The following is a 21,383-nucleotide window of genomic DNA, read 5'->3' as shown; positions in this document are numbered from 1 at the left end:
CGTTGCTCAGGCGGAAACGCACCCCCGAAGTACGTGAGGGGAACCCTGAGGGAATCAGATTCCCTCAGGGTTCCCCTCACGTACTTTTCCGGGAGCTGAGCCAGGCCGTGGCCGGGCCGAGGATTCAGGAAAGCCGCTCCAGAACCATCGCCATGCCCTGTCCGCCGCCGACGCACATCGTCTCGAGGCCGAACTGCTTGTCGTGGTGCTGCAGGGAGTTGATCAGCGTCGAGGTGATCCGCGCGCCGGTCATGCCGAACGGGTGGCCGACCGCGATCGCGCCGCCGTTGACGTTCAGCCGGTCGAGGTCGATGCCCAGGTCGCGGTAGGACGGGATGACCTGCGCGGCGAACGCCTCGTTGATCTCGACGAGGTCGATGTCCGAAATGGACAGTCCGGCGCGGGACAGCGCCTGCTTCGACGCCTCGACCGGACCGTAGCCCATGATCTCCGGCGACAGCCCGGTGACGCCGGTGGACACGACGCGCGCCAGCGGCGTCAGGCCCAGCTCGCGCGCCTTCGTGTCGGACATGATCACGACCGCCGCCGCGCCGTCGTTGAGCGGGCAGCAGTTGCCGGCGGTGATCCGGCCGTCGGGGCGGAAGACCGGCTTCAGTCCGGACACGCCCTCGATCGTGACGCCCGCGCGCGGCCCGTCGTCCTTCGAGACGACCGTGCCGTCGGGCAGCGTGACCGGCGTGATGTCCTTGGCCCAGAAGCCGTCCGCGATGGCCTTCTCGGCGAGGTTCTGCGACCGGACGCCGAACTCGTCCATCTCCTCGCGGGTGATGCCCTTGAGCCGCGCGAGGTTCTCCGCGGTCTGGCCCATCGCGATGTAGACGTCCGGCAGCTGCCCGTTCTCGCGCGGGTCCTGCCAACTGTCCGCACCGGACTCGGCGGTCGCCTTGGTGCGCGCCTCGGCGTCGGCGAACAGCGGGTTGTGCGTGTCCGGCCAGGAGTCGGAGCTGCCCTTCGCGAACCGCGACACGGCCTCGACGCCCGCGGAGATGAAGACGTCGCCCTCGCCCGCCTTGATCGCGTGCAGCGCCATCCGGGTGGTCTGCAAGCTGGAGGAGCAGTACCGGGTGATCGTGCAGCCGGGCAGGTGGTCGTAGCCGAGCTCGACGGCCACCGCGCGGCCCATGTTGAAGCCGGACTCGCCGCCGGGGAGCCCGCAGCCGAGCATCAGGTCGTCGATGTCGGCCGGGTCCAGCTGGGGCACCTTGTCCAGTGCCGCGCGCACCATCTGCACGGCGAGGTCGTCGGGGCGCATCCCGACCAAAGAGCCCTTCCCGGCGCGGCCGATCGGGGAGCGGGCGGTGGAGACGATGACGGCTTCGGGCATGACAGACACATCCTCGGGTCGGCGGCACTAAGCGGTTGCTCACCATCTTGCCGCCTCCGGCGTCCGTCCGAAAGCCGAAGGCGACATGCACCACCCTGCTCCCGTGGGAGGATTTCCGCCGTGACAGAGCGCAACCGGGTGTTGTCCACGCGCACGATCGCGTGGTGGGGGACCGGCATCGTGCTGCTCGCGGCGGTCGCGGCGGCGTTGCTGCTGTGGCTGCTCGGCGGCGGCACCCCGGCGGATTCGTCGCGGCTCGACGCGTTGCGCACGGCCTCGAGCATCGTCGTCGGGACCGGCGGTGCGGCCGCGCTCCTGCTCGCGGCGCGGCGGCAGCGGTCCGCGGAACTGGATCTGGAACAGAAGGACCACGACGCCACCCAGCGCCGGATCACCGACATGTACGGCAAGGCCGCCGACCAGCTTGGCAGCGACAAGGCCCCGGTCCGGCTGGCCGGGCTGTACGCGCTCGAACGACTGGCCCAGGACTACGCGGACCAGCGGCAGACCATCGTCAACGTCGTCTGCGCGTACCTGCGGATGCCGTTGGACGGCACCCTCGAAGAGGTCCAGGTGCGCAAGGCCGCGCAGCGGATCCTGATGCTGCACCTGCGCCCGGGCAGCGGCGAGGAGCCGACCGGGTCGTACTGGCCGGACATCGATCTCGACTTCTCCGGTGCGCGGCTCGTCGAGCTGACCCTCACCTACTGCCGGATCCGTTCCATCGTCTGCCACGAAACCACGTTCACCGAAGAATCAACCTTTTGTCACACCGAATTCCGCACCAAAGCGGATTTCACCGAAGCGACCTTCGAGAAACGCGCGGACTTCCGCGGCGTAGTCATCGGCGGCGAACGCGACGCATTCCGCGGCGCGAAGTTTCACCAGCACGCGGAATTCGCCGAGGACGCGCAAGTCCGGCTGGCCGGAGCCCTCGCGAAGCCCGGATACCGCCGCGGCTGGCCCGCCGGATGGGCGGAGGAACCCGGCAACGACGGCTGGCTCCGACTGGTCCCGCGCTAGCCGGTCCGGCACCCGTCTGTTTAGGCTGGTCGCGTGGAGTACGCAGAACACATCGTGGACCTCGTCGGCAACACCCCGCTGGTCAAGCTGAACTCGCTGGCCAAGGGGCTCAAGCCGCTCGTGCTCGCCAAGGTCGAGTACGTCAACCCGGGCGGCAGCGTGAAGGACCGGATCGCGCTGCGGATGATCGAGGCCGCCGAGGCCTCCGGAGAGCTGCGGCCCGGCGGCACGATCGTGGAGCCCACCTCGGGCAACACCGGGGTCGGGCTCGCCATGGTCGCCCAGCGCAAGGGCTACCAGTGCGTGTTCGTCTGCCCGGACAAGGTGAGCGAGGACAAGCGCAACGTGCTGCGCGCGTACGGCGCCCGCGTCGTCGTGTGCCCCACCGCGGTCGCGCCCGAGCACCCCGACTCGTACTACAACGTGTCCGACCGGCTCGTGCGCGAGATCGAGGGCGCGTGGAAGCCCAACCAGTACGCCAACCCGGAGAACCCGGCCAGCCACTACCACTCCACCGGCCCGGAGATCTGGAAGCAGACCGACGGCAAGATCACGCACTTCGTCGCGGGCGTCGGCACCGGCGGCACGATCTCCGGCACCGGCAAGTTCCTGAAGGAGGTCAGCGACGGCCGCGTCCAGGTCGTCGGGGCTGATCCCGAGGGCTCGGTGTACTCCGGCGGCAGCGGGCGGCCGTACCTGGTCGAGGGCGTCGGCGAGGACTTCTGGCCGGAAACCTACGACCGGAACGTCGCCGACCAGATCATCCCGATCAGCGACGCGCACTCGTTCGAGACCACGCGCCGGCTCGCGACCGAGGAAGGCCTGCTGGTCGGCGGTTCGTGCGGGATGGCCGTGGCCGCCGCGCTGAAGCTGGCCGAGGGACTGACCGAGGACGACGTCGTGGTCGTGCTGCTGCCCGACGGCGGCCGCGGCTACCTCACCAAGGTCTTCAACGACGCCTGGATGTCGTCCTACGGCTTCCTTCCGCCGGACTCCTCCGGCGCGACCGTCGGCGACGTGCTCACCCGCAAGTCCGGCGCGCTGCCCAGCCTCGTGCACTCGCACCCGAACGAGACGGTCGCCGAGGCGGTGGCCATCCTGTCGGAATTCGGCGTGAGCCAGATGCCCGTGGTCAGCGCCGAACCGCCGGTCATGGCGGCCGAGGTGGTCGGCGCGGTCAACGAGCGCGACCTGCTCGACGCGCTGTTCACCGGCAAGGCCCAGCTCGCCGACCGGCTGGAGACGCACATGTCGCCGCCGCTGCCGACGATCGGGGCCGGCGAGCAGGTGAGCGCCGCGATGAAGGCGCTCGAAGGGGCCGACGGCGCGCTGGTGCTGATCGACGGCAAGCCGGCGGGCGTCGTCACCAGGCACGATTTGCTCGCGTTCCTCGCGGGCCGATAGGGCTAACCTCACGGCTGCCGGCCGGGGCGTCTGCGCGCGTCCCGGCCGGGCATCCGATAGCGTTACGGCCGAATAGAACTTTTTCGCGTCCTCGTCAAGGGGGTTCAAGACCCACATGAGTGCTCCGCAGCCACCGAACCAGCCCTGGGACGGCGGACAGCAGCCGCCGCAGGGCCCGTCGAGTGGTCCTACACCGCAGCAGGACAGTCCCTTCGGCGCGTCGGAGCCGACCCAGGTGGTCCAGCCGGGCCAGCCGCAGCAGCCGTCCCACGGCGGCGGCGCGTTCGGCGACACCCCGGAACCGACGCAGGTCGTGCAGCCGGGACAGCCGGCCGACGCGAACGCCACCCAGGTGGTCAACCCCGTGAGCGCCGAGGGCAACGCCGAGTCGACGCAGCTCGTCCCGCCGAGCCAGCAGCCGCAGAACATCCCGTACGCCCCGCCGCCGAGCGCCGCGGACAACCCGGCCGCGGTCGCCGGGTTCGGCGCCCCGCAGGGCTTCGGCCAGCCGGGTCAGCCCGGGCAGCCGGGTCAGCCGGGCCAGCCGCCGCAGGGCTTCGGCCAGCCGGGCGGATACGACCAGGGCGGCTTCGGCGCTCCGCCGCAGGGCGCGTTCGGCCAGCCCGGGCAGCCGGGCTTCGGCCAGCCCGCTCCGTTCGGCGCGTCCGCCGCGCCCTCGAGCGGCGGCGGCAACGCGCTGTACGGCTACATCGCCGGCGGCGTCGTCGCGGTCCTCGGCCTGATCGCGCTGATCGTCTCGTTCAGCTACATGAGCGACACCAGCGACTACTCGAAGCTGTACGACAGCTCGAGCCGGTACCAGAAGCTGTTCGACGAGGCCGGTCTCGCTTCGCCGGGCACGCTCTGGCTGTACGTGATCATGATCCTGGTCGGCGCGGTGGTCGCGCTCGCGGGCGGCGTCGCGCTGGCGATGGCCTCGCGGGCGGCCGTGATGCGCAAGCTCGCTCCGATCGCGGTGCTGGTCGGCGGCGTGCTGTTGCTGCTGTTCTCGATCCTGGCGAAGTCCGGGACGTCGGTCAGCAGCTCCTTCGCCGACAAGTACGGCGGCGCGGGTTCCAGCGCGACGAGCGGCGGCGGCATGCTGACGCTGATCCTCGGCATCATCATCCTGATCGTCGGCGTGGTCGCGATCATCCCGGCGACCTCGCAGTACGTCGGCCTCGGCTCGTCCTCGGGCGGCCCCGGCGGGCCGGGCGGACCTGGCGGACCGCAGCAGCCGGGCGGTTTCGGCGGCGGACAGCCGGGCTTCGGCCAGCAGCAGCCGGGCGGCTTCCCGCCTCCGGGCGGACCCAACCCGGGCAGCGGGGGCTTCCCGCAGCCGGGCGGGCCGAACCCGGGCAGCGGCGCGAACCCGCAGCCGGGCTTCGGGCAGCAGCCGCCTCCTGGCTACGGCCAGCCGGGCCAGCAGCCGGGTTACGGCCAGCCGCCGCAGCAGCCGGGCGGTTTCGGCCAGCCGGGCCAGTACCCGCCGCCGGGGCAGCAGCCTCCTCCCGGGTACGGCCAGCCGGGCCAGCAGCCGCCGCAGCAGTGGTGAGCCGCTGAATTTCCGCGAAGGGCGCCTCCGTCTCACGACGGCGGCGCCCTTCGTCGTTTCCGGTCCGTTTTTCGCGGGATTCCGGGAAAGGTGGTGGCCTTTTCCCGGCCGTTCCGGCAGCCGGGGGAATTGCGGCGCACATGCGCTCGTGCCGGTCCCCAACCGCGCATTTCCGGGCTAGGGTGAGCGCCGTCCGAATCGCCTTCCCATCCCGAGGGGGACCTCCCGTGAGCGGCCTGCACGGACTTCCGGCACGGCAGCGGGAACGGGAATCTCCCGTGGCGGATCCGGTGCCGTACCGGCCGAACGGGAGCACCGCGATCGCCGCCGGGCTGTTCGGGCTGATCGCCGCCGCGACGTCGGGCTATCTTCCGGCGAGGCTGTTCCTCGACATTCCGTCCGGCTTCAGCCTCGGTGATCTTTCCCCGTTAACGCTCGCCGATCTCGCCGCGTACCTAGGCGCTTCGCTGGTCTTGCTGCTCGGTGCGATCGCGACCTTTTTCCGTGCGACAGCGGGCGCGGTACTGCTTATCGCGGGCGCGTTGCTCGCACTCGGCGCGCTTCTGCTGGAGCCGGCGCTCGGCGGTTCCCCGGCGTACGTCCACTACTTCCGGACGCTGCTGCGCTTCGAGAATTTCGCCGCGCTCGACCGCGTCGCGCTGGCGGCCGCGGTGCTGCTGGTGCTCGTGCTGGCGGGGTTGCCGCGGACCTTCGGCTACCTGCGTTATCGCGTACCCGTGGTGCCTGCTTCGTCACCCTCGCGACAGTGGTAATTCCGCCCCGAAAACGGGACGAGCCTGGCACCATACAGGCATTCCACCCGCCGCCCGGCGGGAACAGATATACCGAGGACTCCCCGTGACCTACCCCCAGAACCCGCAGGGCCAGCCCCAGCAGCCGCAGAGCGGCCCGTTCCCCGGGCAGCCGTACCCGGCGAGCCAGCCGACGCCGGCCCAGCCGTACCCGGGCGCGCCGCAGCAGCCGTTCGCTCCGCCTGCCGCGGGCCAGCCGTACCCGGCTTACCCCGGCGGGCCTGGTGTTTATCAGCAGAAGCCGAACGGCGCGACGGCGATCATCGCGGGGATTCTCGCGATCATCGGCGGCGTTTTCGCGGTGCTCGCGGTCATCGGCTCGGTCGTGCTGGTCTCGAGCGTCCACGTGCTGCTCTGGCAGCTCTACCTGACGCTGGTCGTCAACGCGGTGCTGGTCGGCCTGCTGTTCTACGGCGGCGTCGGCCTGTTCCTGCACAAGCCGTCCGCTCGGCTGTGCACGATCATCGGCTGCGGGCTGACGATCGCGTTCGGGGTCGTGTCGGTCATCATCTTCTCGGCCGCGACGTCGGGTTTCCACAGCAACAGCGCGCAGTTCCTCGGCGAGAGCATCGGCGGTGCACTGGCCCGGCTGATCCCGCCGATCGCGACCCTGGTGCTGGCGATCGTGAAGCCGACCGCCGACTGGGTCAACTACCGTCCGGGCGCGCCCGCTCAGCAGGGCGCGTACCCGCCGCCGCAGAGCTGGTGACCCGCGGGGCTGCCGGTGCGAGTTTGTACCGGCAGCCTCTCCCGCATGGTGAGTTGCCTCCCAGCTGATGGGATTGTCGGGGGTGCCCCGTACCCTGGGAACCATGGCCGACGACTACTCCGTCCTGGGTTTTGAAACACGCGCGATCCACGCCGGGCAGCAGCCCGATCCCCGCACGGGTGCCGTCATCGTGCCGATTTACCAAACGTCCACGTACGCGCAGGACGGCGTGGGCGGCACCCGCGAGGGCGGCTACGAGTACTCGCGCACCGCGAACCCCACGCGGACCGCGTTGGAGGAAGCCCTCGCCTCGCTCGAAGGAGCCCGCCACACGCTGGCCTTCGCGTCCGGCATGGCAGCTTCGGATGCGGTGCTCCGCACAGTCCTGCGCCCCGGCGACCACCTGGTCCTGGGCAACGACGCGTACGGCGGCACGTTCCGGCTGATCGACAAGGTGCTCAGCCTGTGGGGCGTCGAGCACACGGTCGCCGACCTGAGCCGCATCGACGACGTACGGGCCGCGATGCGCCCGGAAACCAAGCTGATCTGGTGCGAGTCGCCGACCAACCCGCTGCTGGGCATCGCCGACATCGCCGCGCTCGCCGGTGCCGCTCACGACGCGGGCGCCCGCCTGGTCGTGGACAACACCTTCGCGACGCCATACCTGCAAACCCCGCTGGCCCTTGGCGCGGACATCGTGGTGCACTCGACCACCAAGTACCTGGGCGGCCACTCGGACGTCGTCGGCGGTGCGGTCGTCACCAATGAAGACGAACTGCGCGAGCAGCTTTTCTACCTGCGCAACGCCGCCGGTGCCGTCCCCGGCCCGTTCGACGCGTGGCTCACCCTGCGCGGTCTCAAGACGCTGGCCCTGCGGATGGAGCGGCACAGCGACAACGCGGACCTGGTCGCCCGCACGTTGGCGAAGCACCCGAAGGTCACCAAGGTCTACTACCCCGGCCTCCCGGAACACCCCGGCCACGAGGTGGCGGCGAAGCAGATGCGCCGCTTCGGCGGAATGGTGTCCTTCCGCGTCGCGGGTGGCGAGGAAGCCGCACTGGAAGTCGCGTCCCGCACGAAGCTGTTCGTGCTGGCGGAGTCGCTCGGCGGGATCGAAAGCCTGATCGAGCACCCCGGGAAGATGACGCACGCCTCGACGGCAGGCTCGACCCTCGAGGTCCCGGAGGACTTGATCCGGCTTTCGGTCGGCATCGAGGACGGGCGCGATCTGGTGGCCGACCTTACGCAGGCGCTGGGCTGATCTTTTCTTGCCTGGGCGGGGCACCGGCTGGTTTCCGGTGCCCCGTTCCTGGCTGGGATGACCGGGGTTCGTGCTGAACGGCAGCCGAATCCGCTTTGGTGAACCCGGAGTCCAGCGAATGGCCCCGACTGGGGTTGCTTGGCCGAAAGCCGCTTGCCGGACGGAGTTCTTGCCCGCTGTCAGGCGACTCCGCTACCCCGCCAGAAGCCCGTGCGCTCGTGCCGATGCTGGCCGACACGGGGCTGGCACTCGAACTCAACCTTCACCGGCACGCGCTGCGGACCGCGGTTGAAGCGGTCCCTCATGCGCAATCCGGTGCGCGGCTTCGGCTCAGCCGCATCGGCCAACCGCTGCCGCCCGGAGTTCTTGCCCGTTCCCGGGCACTTCAGCGGGCGAATCCCGCTAATCGCCATTCCCGCGAACAACTTCCCCGTCTCGCCTGACACGCTCGGCGAGCCCAAGCACCGCCAGCCGAAACCTCAGCCAGGGTCAGGGCTTGCTGTTCTCCCGCATCGCATTGGCCTGCCGGGTCCCGGTCGTGGCCGGGAGTTCGCTGCCGTTCACGCAGCCGCCGACCAGTTCGATGTGGTTGTCGTGCCGGATGTACTGGGCGGGGCCGGTGCAGGCGGCCGCTTCGACCGTCGCGAAGGCGGCGCCGGTGAGGGCCACCGCGGAGAGAATGCCCGCGGCGAGCGGCAGCAGACCAGTGCGGGACTGGGCTCGGGACTTGGCCCGGGAGGTGGTCCCGTGCTGCGCGCGTGCCATGGTCGCACTCCCTGATCATGTGTGGCTGCCGTTATCAGGGTACCGGTCCGGCGGGCGGCGCACCCCGGCCGTCCGTCGGTGGCATCATCGGCGCCATGGAACTGGTCAGCGTCGAGCGCATCCAGGAAGCTCGGAAGCTTCTCGAGGGCATCACCCGCGTCACGCCGATGGAGCACGCCCGCGACCTGCGCCGGCTGCACGGCGGCCCGGTGTACCTCAAGTGCGAGAACCTGCAGCGCACCGGCTCTTTCAAGATCCGCGGCGCCTATACCCGCATCCACGGCCTGACCGCCGAGGAACGCGCGCGCGGTGTCGTCGCGGCCAGTGCCGGCAACCACGCGCAGGGGGTCGCTCTGGCGTCGTCGCTGCTCGGCATTTCCTCGACTGTCTTCATGCCGCTGCGCGCTCCGCTGCCGAAACTCGCCGCGACTCGCGGTTACGGCGCGGAGGTCCATCTTCACGGCGCCGTCGTCGACGAAACCCTCGCCGAAGCCATCGCGTTCTCGGAGCGCACCGGCGCGGTCTTCATCCACCCGTTCGACCATGCCGATGTCATCGCTGGTCAGGGCACCGTGGGCCTGGAGATTCTCGAACAGGTGCCGGGCGTGAAAACGATCCTCGTCCCGACGGGCGGCGGCGGGCTGGTCGGCGGGGTCGGAGCGGCGGTGAAGGCACTGCACCCGGAGATCCGCGTGATCGGCGTGCAGGCCGAAGACGCCGCCGCGTATCCGTCCTCGCTGGAGGCCGGTGCGCCGGTCCGGCTGCGCGAGGTGCACACGATGGCGGACGGCATCGCGGTCGGCGAGCCGGGCAAGATCAGTTACGCGCACGTCCAGTCGCTGGTCGACGACGTCGTGACGGTCACCGAGGAATCCTTGTCGCGCGCGGTATTGCTGTGCCTGGAGCGACGAAAGCTGGTCGTGGAACCGGCGGGTGCCGCGTCAATGGCCGCGCTCCTGCAGCACCCCGGCGCGTTCGAACCGCCGGTGGTGGCGATTCTCTCCGGCGGCAACGTGGATCCCGTTCTGCTGCAACAGATCATCCAGCACGGCATGACCGCCGGCGGCCGTTACCTGAAGCTGCACCTGCGGGTGCCGGACCGTCCGGGCTCGCTGGTTTCGGTGCTGTCGTGCGTGAAGGAGCTGGGCGCGAACGTCCTCGACGTCGAGCACTCCCGCATTTCCGGCAGCCTGGCGCTCGGCGAGGTGGACGTCGCCCTTGCCCTGGAAACCCGCGGCCCGGAGCACTGCAAGGACGTCGAAGCCGCCCTCGCCGACGCCGGGTTCACGATCGTCCCCTGAGTGTCTACTGTGGACTCTCCGGAAGGCGGAGGCTGAACCACAGCGGCAGGTAGTCCTCGTCGCGCGGGTAAAGCTCCTGGTCCAGCGCGTAGTCCTCGGGCCGGGGAGGCGTGTGGAAGGCCGGTTCGTCGTCCTCGTCGAAGCTGGCCTGGTAACTTGACGGCGGGTCGATGACCAGCGAGAGCGTGTACCAGGTACCTCGGCCTTGGACGTACTTGCTGCGCCGCAGCTGAGCCAACGGCTTCGACAGCTCCCGCGCGACGGGCACCTGCTGCGTGCTGCCGTCGGCCATCCGCGCGCCGCAGGCGAGGTTCGCGTGCCTGCCCAGCGCCATGAAGTCGAAGACGATCTGCTGCCACCCCTGCGGAGCCGCCGCGGCGAGTGCCGTCGCGATCTCGCTCACCAGCTCATCGGGATCCCGCGGCGCACTCTGCGGTTCCGGACGGCTCTCCTCGGCGGGCGGGCTGGTCATCGCCGCCAGCATCCGTTGCTGCGTGGCCTCGTCCACTTCCGGCACGGTGTATCCGGCTGCCCGGATGTGCTCGACCAGCTCGGGATCCGGCGAAATCCCGTGCTCGCGCAGGTAATAGCCGACCGCGCCGGGCCACACCCAGCTGCCGTCGGTGCGGAAATTCAGCGGAACAGCGTCCGTGCGGGACGGATCGAAGGCGTCCGTGTCGTTGCTGCGGGACGCCAGGATGACCGGCGCGTTGTTGAGATAGCCGAGCACTCGCTCGCGCTCCTCGGGCGACAACGCTTCCCGCTCGACGACCGGATTCCCCGCCTTGTCGAACCCGTCGTAGATGCGCGGAGTGCGCAGCTCGCCTGCCGGTTGCCCTTGGGACACAACGACTTCCGGCTCGGAAGCATCATTCGCGGGGGCCTCGGCAGGTGCTGCTTCCGGCTCGGAGGCTTCGGCAGCGATCTCGCCCGCCGCGACTTCGCTGGGCTCGGACTGCGCCTCGTCGCCGACGGATGCCGGGGTAGTAGCCGCTGTCTCCGCGAGGGACGGGGAGACAGGCTGCTCCGCGTCGGGCAACGGAGGAGACGTGTTGGGCTCGTCGACAGGGAGTTCGGGGACAGAGTCCGCGGGCTCTGCAGGCTGTTCCGCACTGGGCAGCGGGGGAGCCGTCGCGGCCTCGTCCGTGGGAAGCGCGGGAACAGGCTGCGCAGTGTCTGCGGCCTGCTCTGCACTGGGCGGCGGAGGAGACGTGCTCGGCTCGTCCACGGGGAGCTCGGGGACAGAGTCTGCAGGTTGTTCGGCGCTGGGCAGCGGCGGTGGCGTGCTGGGTTCGCCCCCGGGAACAGATTGCGGAGCGCCCGCAGGTTGTTCCGCACCAGGCAGCGGCGGAGGCGTAGCGGTTCCAGTCGAGGGGACCGGATTTTCCGCGCCCGGCAACGGCGGCGGTACCTGCCCCGCGTCCGGCAATGGCGGAGGAACCGCCGGGCCGGAGCCGGGCACGTGCGGCGGAACCGGCTGTCCGGCACCAGGCGGAGCAGCGCCAGGCACCGGCGCGGCAGAGCCGGGCACCGGCGTGGCAGTGCCAGGCACCGGCGGAAGAGGAACCGCACCGGCCCGTTGCCGCAGCCACGGTGGCACGAACCGGTCCTCGCGCGGGAAGAAGCGCAGTTCGTCCTGGAAGCCGATCGGCGGTGGCACTTGCCGCCAGCGCGGTTCGACGTCCGGCTGGTAGTCCGCGAACGGCGGCCGCTGCGGTGAGAACACCAGGGTCGCGCTCAGCCACGTGCCCCGGCCCGGCTGGTACATCCCGGTGCGCAGCGCGCCGAACAGCCGCGGCAGTTCCGGATGCGGCTGGACCGGGTAGGTCCGGTTGTCCGGGGCGAGCACGTTGACGTCCACTTCCACGTGCCGTCCCGCGGCGCGGCAGACGACCTGCAGCTGCTGCCAGCCAGCGGGCAGCGCGGCAGCGGCCGCCTGGCCGATCTGCTGGACGAGCTCCTGCTGCTGGGCAGGAGTGTGCGGCTCCGGTGGCCGGGTCATGGTTTCTGCGGCTCCTCGCCGGGCGGACGCGTCATTTCGATCACCTGTTCCGCGGCGGGCGGATGCCCGCGAGCAGGTTGGCCGGCGTGTAACCGGATTGCACGTCGAAGGTCATTCCCACTGAACGGGCGAGCACGGCCACCGCGAGCGGGGCCAGCGCGAGGAACCCGCCGGGATCGTCGGCGCGGTCCTCGGCGGTCCAGTATTCGCGGTGCCGTTCCAGCGCGGCGACGAACGCTTCGGCGAACTTCTCCGTGTCCCGGCGCAGCACGTAGTAGAACATCCGGATCGGCGGGTACACGAGCTGCAGCATCGCCGCGGGCGGCGTGTACTGCGCGGTGTCCGGGTCGGTGCCGTCCATCGCGGGCAGGAACATCTCCGGGGTGACCTCGCGGTGCGCGAGGAAGGTCTGCAGCGTCTCGACCCACGGGTACATGTAGGCGTCATGCTCGATGCCCGAGGCGCGCAGCACGTCGAGCGGCACCGCGGCCAGCTGCTGGATCAGCACGTCGTCCCGCTGGATCACGGCGAGCCACGCCGCGGTCAGCCACGCGCCCGGATCCGTGCGTTCGGTGGGGCCGGTGGCGGCGAAGCGCCGCGGACGGCCGATCACCGCGTCGACCTCCTGGCCTTCCGGCGCGTTCGCCGCGGTGAAGGCGGCGGCCGCGGCCTGTGCGGCGAGGGCGAGATCGCCCCACGTGTCCGGGTCCTCGGCGTCCGGGTCGACCACGCTGCGGTACTGCCCGAGCATCAGCTCCCGGCGCAGGACGTTCGCCAGCGCGCTGGTGTCCTGCGTGATGTAGTCGAAGTAGAAGGCCACCTGCGGCGACAGCTTCTCGATCTGCTTCCACGCGCCTGCGACGTCGACGGAATGCCTGGGGACGGCGGTTCCCCGCGTCGGCTGGTCTGCGAGCGGCACGGTCATCCGCCGGCGGTGATGTCCTGCGCCCACGGCGGCAGGAAGTCGGAACCGGTCTCGCGCATGATCTCCAGCCGCTCTCGGTAACGCTCGACGTCCGGCGTGATGGCCTTGAACCACGCGCTGACCGAGGGCCATCCGACGCGGGCGGGCTCGTTTTCGGTGAGCAGCCAGACCTGCGGATCGTCCTGGTCGGCGTCTGCCCCGTCGACCACGTGGTAGGTGTACCCGCCGTGCGCGGCGAGCACCAGCGCGCCGTCCACATCGGACAGTTCGGCGTTCTGCGCGTTCGCGGTGGCGGCGGCGTGGTTCTTGGCCTCGCCGCGCACCGCTTGCACGCCCAGCGAACTGCCGGGCAGCCACAAGCCGTGCGTCGTGCCGATGAGGCGCAGCACTTCCCTTGCCGCGGTCGGCACCGCGCGGGCGCGCTGATCTTCCGCCATCGCGTCGATCTCGGCATCTGATGCGCCGCGCACCGATTCCGCGCGCAAACCGGCTTCGACCGCACCGGCGAAGATCGCGCGAACCAGTTCCGCGCCGTCGCCCGGAGACGCCGTCATCACATCAACCTTTCACCGGCGAGGTTGACGACCTCGACCCGGACATTCGGGAAAAGCTGCTTGTACTGCAGGATAACATCGGTGCAGGAGTCGCAGATCTGGTACTCGTTCGGAATCATGTCCCGCTTGGTCGACGGCAGGTCCACGACCATCCGCAGGTCGCCGCTGAGATCTTCGCGCGTGACCGGCGTGTAGGGCTTCCCTGCCTGGTGCGCGCGTTCCGCACCGCGCCGGTTGATTTCCTCGAGGGCGCCGTCCATTCGGTCCCGGGCTCGCGCCGTGTCGCCGCGAAGTCCTTCGCGGTACATGTTTTCGTGGTTGTTCTTGAGGTACGCCGCTTCCTCGCGCCGGGATTTCTCGATTTCCTTCTTGACGATGTCGTCGATTTCGCTGCGGTCGAGTCCGGAACGCGACGCGAAATTGTGCCGCACCATTTCTTCGAGCAGTTTCGGTTCCGAGTCGTGGGTGCGGCCGAACTTGCCCTCCGGGTCGGGCATGCCGAGTTCGGGCCGGTACGGAGCGGCGTCCTTGGTGCCGAACAACCGCTCGGACTTGGGCCACTCGGGGCCGTCCTTCGCCGGCGCCCAGTCGTGGGTCTTCCCGCTGAAACTGTAGAGATCGACAGTTTCGCCGTTCGCGTCGCGGAACCTCGCCGTGGTGAGGGCCCGTTCGTGCGGACGGCGTACGTCGTCGGTGAGCGGGTTGCGGTTGCCGTTCAGCTCTCGCACGTCGTCGAGGCCCTCGGCGCGGCGGTCGCGGTTCTCCTGCCGGAGATCGCGCACGTCCTGGTCCCGCTCTTCCTGGTTGAACGGCGGCTGCCCGCGGTCGGCGGCGCTGTCGGCATCGATGTCGTGCGGATCGTGGTGCTTGCCGTCCGGAGCGAAACCGTCGTCGCCGACGCGGTGTGCCGTGCCGTCGGGATGGTGCACCGACCATTCGCCGTCCGGCGGGATCCGGGGCCGCATCCGTCCGTCGGGGCCGATCTCGTAGTCGGAGGAGAAGACGTGGCCGTTCGAGTCGGTCCACGCCGGCTTGCTCGGCGCCATCACCTCGGTGTCGAGGTCGCGCGAGAGCCGGTGCGCGAAATCGTTCGAGCCCGCGTCGCAGCCGATCAGCCGGATCGGCCGGCCGTCGTAGTTTCCGTTGCGGCGCAGGATGTCGGCGAACTCTTCCGGCGTGTACAGCCGGTCGCCGATGCGGGCGTGCCCGTCCGCGGTGACGTGCACGTCCACCGTGTAGCGCCCGTCCGGGTCCGGCTGGACGCGGTGCGGCAGGTCGCCGAGTTCGGGGTCGCTGCGGTGGTACGAGCTGCCCGCCGGGGTGTCCTCGGCGTGCCGGTGGTTGACCTCGTCCGGCGACAGCGGCTCCTCGTGGTGCGGCGGGGTGCCGTCGTGGTCGGGGTTGTCGTGGTGGTTCGACCCGTCCGAGTCGGGGCGCTTCGGATCGTGGTGCTCCGGGTCGGCGTGGTCCGGCTTGGGCTCGGGCTTGTCGTTGCCCGGCTTGCTTTCAGCGTCCTCGTGCTGCCCCGGCTTCTTGTTCGGCTCGGTGTTCCCCGGCTTGTCGCCGTTCTTCGGCTTCCCGGACTCGTCGGCGTGCGGTTTGCCGTTCTGCGCCGGGGATTCTTTCCCGGTCCGTTGTGGACCGCTGGCTTCGCCGGGTTTGGCCGGCGCGTCGGTACGCGCACCGCCGCGGGCCACGGGCTCGGGGGAGCCGTCGGGACGCCGCGCGCCACCGCCTGCCTCCGAGCCGCGCTGGCCTCCTCCCGGACCGGTCGCGACCGCCGCCGCGGCCGGGGGTGCGGAGCCGTCGCCGGACCCGCGGTTCGCCGAGGAGGGCGATCCGCCGCCGGACGTCGGTGCGGGCTCCGAACGGCCGAGACCTGGCTCGGTACCGGGACGTTTGGGCTGCCCGGCTTCGCCGCCGTCGCCGGGGCGCTGCGGGCCGCCGCTCGACGAATCCGCCGGACGCTGCGGCGAAGAACCACCGCCGCCCTCCGAGGGCCGCTGCGGGGAGGAGTCGCCAGTGCGCTGTGGAGACGAACCGCCTTCGGAAGGCCGCTGCGGGGAGGAGTCGCCAGTGCGCTGCGGAGACGAACCGCCTTCCGAAGGTCGCGGCGAAGAACCGCCGTCACTGGGCCGCTGCGGCCCAGGCCCGGAACGATCCGGAGTACGGCTCGGCCCGCCACCGTCCGAAGGGCTCGGGCCACTGCTCGGCCGCCGACCCGAAGGACCGCCGTCCGGTACTCGGTTCGGCGCCACGTCGGGAGCGCGCGTCCCCGGCGTTCCGGTCCAGCCGCTGCCGCTGGGCCGGGGTGCCGGACTGCCGCCGCCGGCCGGGGCGCTGGTCGGGCTGCCGCCACCGCCCTGCTGCGGAATTCCGCCGCCCGCCGGACTCTGATTCGGCGAAGAACCGCCCCCGTCGTTCGAGCGGATGTGTTGCGGGGGAGCGGATTGCGGAGCAGGCGCGTCCGCGCGAGGCGGGGCGTACCCGCTCGCCGACGTCGAATCGCTGCTGCTCGAGTGATGCGGGCTCGGCTCGCTGCCGCCGGAATGCGTGCCGCCGCCCGATGACGACCCGCCGAAGTGTGGAGCGCTGCTGGAAGTACTCGGCGGCGCGCTGACCGAGGACGGCGCATCGCTGTGCGAAGAGCTTTGCGGCGAATAAGAACTGTCCGCGGGACTGTCTCCGCCGCCGCGAGACGTCGGGCTCGAATCACCGGCGAACGTCGACGGGCTGGAGTCGTGGTGGCTCCCGCCGGGACTGTCGGAACCACGCCGGGTCGACGACGTCGCAGTGTCGATTGTGGACGGTCCGGTGCCGTCCGGCGAAGAGGAATGCGAACCGCCCGGCGAAGACGGACTGTCGCTGCTCGGACTGTCGGATCCGTTGTTGCTGCCGGAATCGCCCGAGTGGTCGCCGGGCGCGTCGGAGCTGTCCGAGCTGTTGTGGCTGCTGTTCGGGCCGTCGCCGTCAGCACCGTCCGACCCGTTCGAGCGGCGCGACCCGGAGGGCGAACCGGGGTCCGCGTCGCCTTCGCCGGAGCCGCCGTGGTGACCGCCGCCGGAGCCGCCCGCACCGCCCCCGCCGCCCCCGCCGGAGCCGCCGCGGTGGAAGAAGCCGCCCGCCTTGATGTTCTTCGTGCTGATCACGTCGAGGCCGGTGACCTTGCCGGCCAGCTTGCCCAGCACCTTGATGATCTTCGTGAAAACCTCGGCGAGCTTGCCGAGCAGCGGCGAGACGCGGCGCATCGTCTCGCACAGCTTCGTCAGCAGTTCGCTGATCTTCTCGCCCCATTTGGAGATCGCCGTGACGGCCTGCGCGACCACCAGCGGCGTCCCGAACCCGAGCGAGAACACCTCCTCCATGACCCAGGAGATCAGCTTGCCCACCAGATCCGCGATGAGCTGCCGCACCAGTCCGCGCACGAAGGCGACGACCTGGCCCATGATCATCGTGACGGTGCCGATCGCGCTCGCGACCGTCGCCGCGCCGCCGATCGCGTCGACCGCCTCCGCCGCGGACTTCCGGTAGGCGTCCGCGCCGTCGCCCTTCCACTCCGCGGTGCCGGTCTTGACCGCGTTCTCGAGGTCTTTCTGCCGTTCCTGCAACGACTTCGCGACGTTGCCCCAGGTGTCGGCATAGGACTGGATCACCGGCGGGTTGCCCGCGACCGAGTCCAGCATGTCCTTCAGCGGCTGCACGTGCTCCATCAGGAACGACGCCACCGACGACATGAGGTAGCCGAACGGGTCGATCGCCGCGCCCGCGATCTCGCCGGCGAGGCTCGCCACGCCGAGGCCGCCGGAAACCCAGTCGCCGTCCGCGATTCCCTTGAACGCGTCGGTCGCCGATTCGGCGATGTTGATGCCGGTGGCGTAGCCGTAGTCGCCGTTGCCCTCGGTGAACGGCCCCGGTCCGTCGCCGTCCTTTTTGGACTGTACGACCAGCGGATTGGCGTCGGGCATCAGTCGCTCGCCTTCATCGAACCGGCGGCTTCGCCTTCGTAGCTGTCGTACGCCTTCGCCGCGTCGCGCACCTTCTGCGCCTGCGCGTCCATCGCCGTGACGGTGTTCTGCAGTGCGGTGATGCCGTAGTTCTCGACCGGGTCGAGCATCATCCGGAACGGCTGGCAGAGAATGCCGTACGCGTCGGTGGGCATGCTGACCTGGTTCGCGGCGTCGACAGCCTGCTTCAGCCCGTCCGCGATCCCGTCGAGCTGACGGGCGTGCGCCTCGAGATCGCCGCCGATCTCATAACCCCTGGGTGCCATGGTTTTTCTTCCCCTGGAACGGCTTGGACTCAGGACAGGATCGATCCGCCGAAGTCGTCGTCATCGTCCGACGAGCTCCGGCGGCGGCGTTGCTGTTGAGGCGGTGGCGGCGGGGCTGCCGGGCGCGGCGGCGCCGCGGGTGGCGTGGCGCCTGGTTCTTCGGCGTCCTCCGGCAGGAACCGGCGCACCCGGTCGGGTGCGGGCTGGCCCTCTTCCTCGGCCGGCGGCGCGGGAAACGTCCGCTGCGCGTCGGCCACCAGCGTTTCCGTGGTCTGGTCGCCGCCGACGGTTTCGGCCGCGGCCTGCTGCAACAGCTCCGGGATCCGGGCCTGCGCGCGCTGCACGAGCCGCATCACCTCGGCGGAGACGTCGGCCATCTTCTTGCCTGCCGCGGAGTCCGCGAGCACCAGGTTCTTCAGCAGACCCTTGGCGTCCACAGTGACCTCGACCGCACCGTCCTTCGATCGCTCGGTGACGGTTTGGCCTTGCATGCGCTCGGCCATCGCCTGATAGCGGGCAGCGGTCTGCTGGAGCTGCTTCGTCCAGCCCTCGACCATCTGCTCGCTGGCGTCGATGCTGTCGGGCATCGGGCCCCCTTCTCCACGGTGACTTCTCCAGAATGACGGACGCGCGACCCCGTCGGTTCCGCGCGGTTCCGAATTGTCCGCGCGACGCCGTTCCCCATGTGTTGATGACTACTGTACGCGAACTTCCGGTAGCGCGCCGTAATAAAAACCGGCCCGTCCGCGAAACACGCGGACGGGCCGGGGAAGGGAGGAAGCGGATCAGAGGTTGCCGCGGCGCTCCTGCTCCCGTTCGATGGCCTCGAACAGGGCCTTGAAGTTGCCCTTGCCGAAGCCGAGCGAACCGTGCCGCTCGATGAGCTCGTAGAACACGGTGGGCCGGTCGCCGATCGGCTTGGTGAAGACCTGCAGCAGGTAGCCGTCCTCGTCGCGGTCGACCAGGATCCGGTGCTCCTTCAGCGTTTCGATCGGCACGCGCACCTTGCCGATCCGGGCGCGCAGCTCGGGGTCGTCGTAGTACGAGTCCGGGGTGTCGAGGAATTCGACGCCCGCCTCGCGCATCGCGGTGATGGTGGCGATGATGTCGTTGGTGGCCAACGCGATGTGCTGGCAGCCCGCGCCCTCGTAGAACTCGAGGTACTCGTCGATCTGCGACTTCTTCTTCGCGATCGCGGGCTCGTTGAGCGGGAACTTGACCCGGTGGTTGCCGTTCGACACCACCTTGCTCATCAGCGCCGAGTAGTCGGTGGCGATGTCGTCGCCGACGAACTCCGCCATGTTCACGAAGCCCATGACGCGGTGGTACCAGTCGACCCAGTAGTCCATCTTGCCGAGTTCGACGTTGCCGACGCAGTGGTCGACCGCCTGGAACAGCCGCTTCGGCGCGCCCTCGGGCCGCTTGACGGTGCCCTCGCGCGGCTCGTAGCCGGGCAGGTAGACGCCGTTGTAGCGGGACCGGTCGATGAGGGTGTGCCGGGTCTCGCCGTAGGTCGCGATGGCGGCGCGGCGGATCGTGCCGTGCTCGTCGGAGACGTCGTGCGGCTCCTCGAGGATCGTCGCGCCCTCCTTGCGGGCGTGCTCGATGCACTTGTCGACGTCGGTGGTCTCCAGGGCGAGGTCGATCACGCCGTCGCCGTGGCGGCGGTGGTGGTCGAGCAGCGGGGAGTCCGGCTTCACGCCGCCGGTGATCACGAAGCGTCCGGAACCGGACTTGAGCACGAAGGCCTTGTGGTCGAGCTGTCCCGTCTCTGGACCGGAGTACGCGACCAGCTGCATGCCGAACGCGACCTGGTAGAACCACGCGGTCTGGGTCGCGTTGCCCGCGATGAACACCACCGCGTCGAGGGCCTTGACCGGGAACGGGTCGGTCGAGGCGTCGTGGTCCACCAGTCCGACGAGCTGGCGGAGCTGGTCATAGCTGACGTCGTCGAGTGCGCCGTGCGGATCCATCGTGGAGGTCATGCATTGAGCATGAGTTGCGCCCGGCAAGCTGCGCAATGGTTTCCGTTTCAGCTGGACAATGTGTTCAGCTTATCCTGGAGAAGCTCGGTCATCTTGGACAACCTGCGCAGGGAGAAAACCGGTGCTTGACTCGCTCGACGCGCGGCTGCTGCTGTTGCTCACCGACTCGCCGCGCCTCGGCGTGCTCGAATGCGCGCGCCGGCTCGGCGTCGCGCGCGGCACCGTGCAGGCGCGATTGGACCGCCTGACCGAACGCGGCATCCTCGGCGGCTTCCCGCCCGAACTCGATCTGGCCGCGATGGGATACAGCCTCACCGCGTTCGCCGTGCTGGAAATCGCGCAGGGCAAACGCGCCGGCGTCGCGGAGGCACTGGCTGCGATCGACGAAGTGTGCGAAGTGCACGCCACCACCGGACAAGGCGACCTCTTCGTACGCCTTGTCGCGCGCGACAACGACGATCTGCAACGCGTCATCGACGAAGTGGTTGGCGTGCCCGATGTTTTGCGTACGTCGACTTCGATCGCGTTGTCGACACCAGTGCCGCCGCGAGTGCGGCCGTTGCTCGAACGAACGGCTAGGACACGTACGTGAGATAGCGCTTCGCGGAGCGCTGTACGACGTTATGAGCGTCCGTACGCACAACGGCGTCCCACCACGCACCGTAGAGCGCGTCGAATGCGTACGGCTCCAACAGTTCCGCGGCGTGCCGTACGACGCTCGGCCGTTCCGGGATGAGGTTCGGGTAGCTGTACATGAAAGCGACGTGCGTACGGTCCGGGATGACCTGCACGATGTCGCCGGTCAGCAGCGCGCCGCGGCCTTCCTCGCCGGCCGGCCAGTGCATGACGGTGCCGCCGGGGAAGTGCACGCCGAGGTTGATCAGCTGGAGATCCGGCGAGACGTCGAGCGTCGTGCCGGTCCACAGCTGGATCGACGGGTCCGGACGGCCGATCCACTGCTGGTCGTTCTCGTGCAGGTAGACCGGGACGTCGAAGGCGTGCGCCCATTCGACCATCGTCGTGTAGTAGTGCGGATGGCTGATCGCGATGCCGGTGATGCCGCCGAGTTCGGTGATCTTGCCGATCAGCTCGTCGTCGAGGTAAGCGGAACAGTCCCAGAGGAAGTTGCCGCTCTCCGCGCGGACCAGCAGCGCGCGCTGGCCGATCGCGAACCGGGGATCCGAGCCGACGCCGATGAGGCCCGGCCCCTGCTCCTCGACGCGCGGTTTGAGGTCGGCGTCCGCGCGGAGCGCCGCCAGATCAGTCCACTGCTGCCCGCCCGGTGGGACGTATTGGCGCTCGTCCTCGCAGATCGGGCAGTCCGCGCGCGGGGCGGCGTATTGCGTCCCGCAGGTCAGGCAGAGCGGTCGGGTGTTCATCGGTGTCCTCCAGTGGTTTTGCTGAAAGACACGCTAGACCGCCGAACGCGCGCCGGGCCACGGAAATCCGGGCGGGCGCGCGTTCGGCGGAAA

The 21,383-nt window shown here is 70.0% G+C and carries 18 protein-coding genes; 8 read left to right on the top strand and 10 right to left on the bottom strand.

Annotated elements, in window-relative coordinates; genetic code table 11:
• Positions 1 to 124: 124 nt before the first annotated feature.
• Positions 125 to 1,345 carry an acetyl-CoA C-acetyltransferase gene (locus ACWDNU_RS32690; protein ID WP_370934205.1) on the bottom strand — a complete coding sequence of 407 codons (1,221 nt, stop codon included), beginning with the start codon at positions 1,343 to 1,345 and terminating at the stop codon, positions 125 to 127.
• A 120-nt stretch (positions 1,346 to 1,465) separates the two neighbouring features.
• On the opposite strand from ACWDNU_RS32690, the gene ACWDNU_RS32685 reads away from it, so the two are divergent.
• The 6 genes from ACWDNU_RS32685 to ACWDNU_RS32660 all read left to right on the top strand — a co-directional run bounded on the left by ACWDNU_RS32685 (position 1,466) and on the right by ACWDNU_RS32660 (position 8,109).
• The gene (locus ACWDNU_RS32685) at positions 1,466 to 2,368 is read left to right on the top strand and encodes a pentapeptide repeat-containing protein (protein WP_370934212.1); all 903 of its coding nucleotides are present in this window, start codon (positions 1,466 to 1,468) and stop codon (positions 2,366 to 2,368) included.
• 33 nt (positions 2,369 to 2,401) lie between these two features.
• Positions 2,402 to 3,772 carry a cystathionine beta-synthase gene (locus ACWDNU_RS32680; RefSeq protein WP_370934213.1) on the top strand — a complete coding sequence of 457 codons (1,371 nt, stop codon included), beginning with the start codon at positions 2,402 to 2,404 and terminating at the stop codon, positions 3,770 to 3,772.
• Positions 3,773 to 4,007: 235 nt separating this feature from the next.
• Positions 4,008 to 5,327, top strand: a complete 1,320-nt coding sequence (locus ACWDNU_RS32675) for a hypothetical protein (RefSeq protein ID WP_449671712.1) — start codon at positions 4,008 to 4,010, stop codon at positions 5,325 to 5,327.
• Positions 5,328 to 5,554: 227 nt separating this feature from the next.
• Positions 5,555 to 6,100: a hypothetical protein gene (locus ACWDNU_RS32670; RefSeq protein WP_370934215.1), complete on the top strand. Its 546-nt coding sequence runs from the start codon at positions 5,555 to 5,557 to the stop codon at positions 6,098 to 6,100.
• Positions 6,101 to 6,185: 85 nt separating this feature from the next.
• Positions 6,186 to 6,848, top strand: coding sequence for a hypothetical protein (locus tag ACWDNU_RS32665; RefSeq protein ID WP_370934216.1), 663 nt, complete (start codon positions 6,186 to 6,188; stop codon positions 6,846 to 6,848).
• 103 nt (positions 6,849 to 6,951) lie between these two features.
• Positions 6,952 to 8,109 carry a cystathionine gamma-synthase gene (locus ACWDNU_RS32660; protein WP_344279839.1) on the top strand — a complete coding sequence of 386 codons (1,158 nt, stop codon included), beginning with the start codon at positions 6,952 to 6,954 and terminating at the stop codon, positions 8,107 to 8,109.
• A 489-nt stretch (positions 8,110 to 8,598) separates the two neighbouring features.
• On the opposite strand, the gene ACWDNU_RS32655 is transcribed toward ACWDNU_RS32660, so the two are convergent.
• Positions 8,599 to 8,874 carry a hypothetical protein gene (locus ACWDNU_RS32655; protein WP_370934217.1) on the bottom strand — a complete coding sequence of 92 codons (276 nt, stop codon included), beginning with the start codon at positions 8,872 to 8,874 and terminating at the stop codon, positions 8,599 to 8,601.
• A gap of 95 nt (positions 8,875 to 8,969) precedes the next feature.
• Between ACWDNU_RS32655 and ilvA the strand changes: the two genes are divergently transcribed.
• Positions 8,970 to 10,175: a threonine ammonia-lyase gene (gene ilvA, locus ACWDNU_RS32650; protein WP_449671711.1), complete on the top strand. Its 1,206-nt coding sequence runs from the start codon at positions 8,970 to 8,972 to the stop codon at positions 10,173 to 10,175.
• 4 nt (positions 10,176 to 10,179) lie between these two features.
• Here ilvA and ACWDNU_RS32645 read toward each other — a convergent pair whose 3' ends face one another.
• The 7 genes from ACWDNU_RS32645 to hppD form a co-directional block, all read right to left on the bottom strand.
• Positions 10,180 to 12,177 carry a hypothetical protein gene (locus tag ACWDNU_RS32645; RefSeq protein ID WP_449671710.1) on the bottom strand — a complete coding sequence of 666 codons (1,998 nt, stop codon included), beginning with the start codon at positions 12,175 to 12,177 and terminating at the stop codon, positions 10,180 to 10,182.
• Positions 12,178 to 12,217: 40 nt separating this feature from the next.
• Entirely contained in the window at positions 12,218 to 13,102 is an 885-nt protein-coding gene (locus ACWDNU_RS32640) for an immunity 49 family protein (RefSeq protein ID WP_449671709.1), read from the bottom strand.
• Positions 13,099 to 13,656, bottom strand: a complete 558-nt coding sequence (locus ACWDNU_RS32635) for a hypothetical protein (RefSeq protein WP_370934221.1) — start codon at positions 13,654 to 13,656, stop codon at positions 13,099 to 13,101. The genes ACWDNU_RS32640 and ACWDNU_RS32635 overlap by 4 nt, the downstream gene beginning before the upstream one ends.
• Positions 13,656 to 17,621, bottom strand: a complete 3,966-nt coding sequence (locus ACWDNU_RS32630) for a hypothetical protein (RefSeq protein ID WP_449671708.1) — start codon at positions 17,619 to 17,621, stop codon at positions 13,656 to 13,658. Before ACWDNU_RS32630 ends, ACWDNU_RS32635 begins: the two co-directional genes overlap by 1 nt.
• The gene (locus ACWDNU_RS32625; RefSeq protein WP_370934223.1) at positions 17,621 to 17,926 is read right to left on the bottom strand and encodes a type VII secretion target; all 306 of its coding nucleotides are present in this window, start codon (positions 17,924 to 17,926) and stop codon (positions 17,621 to 17,623) included. The genes ACWDNU_RS32630 and ACWDNU_RS32625 overlap by 1 nt, the downstream gene beginning before the upstream one ends.
• 29 nt (positions 17,927 to 17,955) lie before the next feature.
• Positions 17,956 to 18,513, bottom strand: a complete 558-nt coding sequence (locus tag ACWDNU_RS32620) for a YbaB/EbfC family nucleoid-associated protein (protein WP_449671707.1) — start codon at positions 18,511 to 18,513, stop codon at positions 17,956 to 17,958.
• A gap of 198 nt (positions 18,514 to 18,711) precedes the next feature.
• Positions 18,712 to 19,911 (bottom strand): 4-hydroxyphenylpyruvate dioxygenase, encoded by a 1,200-nt coding sequence (gene hppD, locus ACWDNU_RS32615; RefSeq protein WP_037816724.1) that lies wholly within the window; start codon positions 19,909 to 19,911, stop codon positions 18,712 to 18,714.
• A 121-nt stretch (positions 19,912 to 20,032) separates the two neighbouring features.
• Between hppD and ACWDNU_RS32610 the strand changes: the two genes are divergently transcribed.
• Positions 20,033 to 20,503 carry an Lrp/AsnC family transcriptional regulator gene (locus ACWDNU_RS32610; protein WP_009083170.1) on the top strand — a complete coding sequence of 157 codons (471 nt, stop codon included), beginning with the start codon at positions 20,033 to 20,035 and terminating at the stop codon, positions 20,501 to 20,503.
• Here ACWDNU_RS32610 and ACWDNU_RS32605 read toward each other — a convergent pair.
• Positions 20,487 to 21,290 carry an MBL fold metallo-hydrolase gene (locus ACWDNU_RS32605; RefSeq protein ID WP_370934225.1) on the bottom strand — a complete coding sequence of 268 codons (804 nt, stop codon included), beginning with the start codon at positions 21,288 to 21,290 and terminating at the stop codon, positions 20,487 to 20,489. The genes ACWDNU_RS32610 and ACWDNU_RS32605 overlap by 17 nt on opposite strands.
• Positions 21,291 to 21,383: the final 93 nt, after the last annotated feature.

The organism is Amycolatopsis sp. NPDC003676 (assembly GCF_053587275.1).
This window is presented reverse-complemented; position numbering and strand designations above follow the sequence as displayed.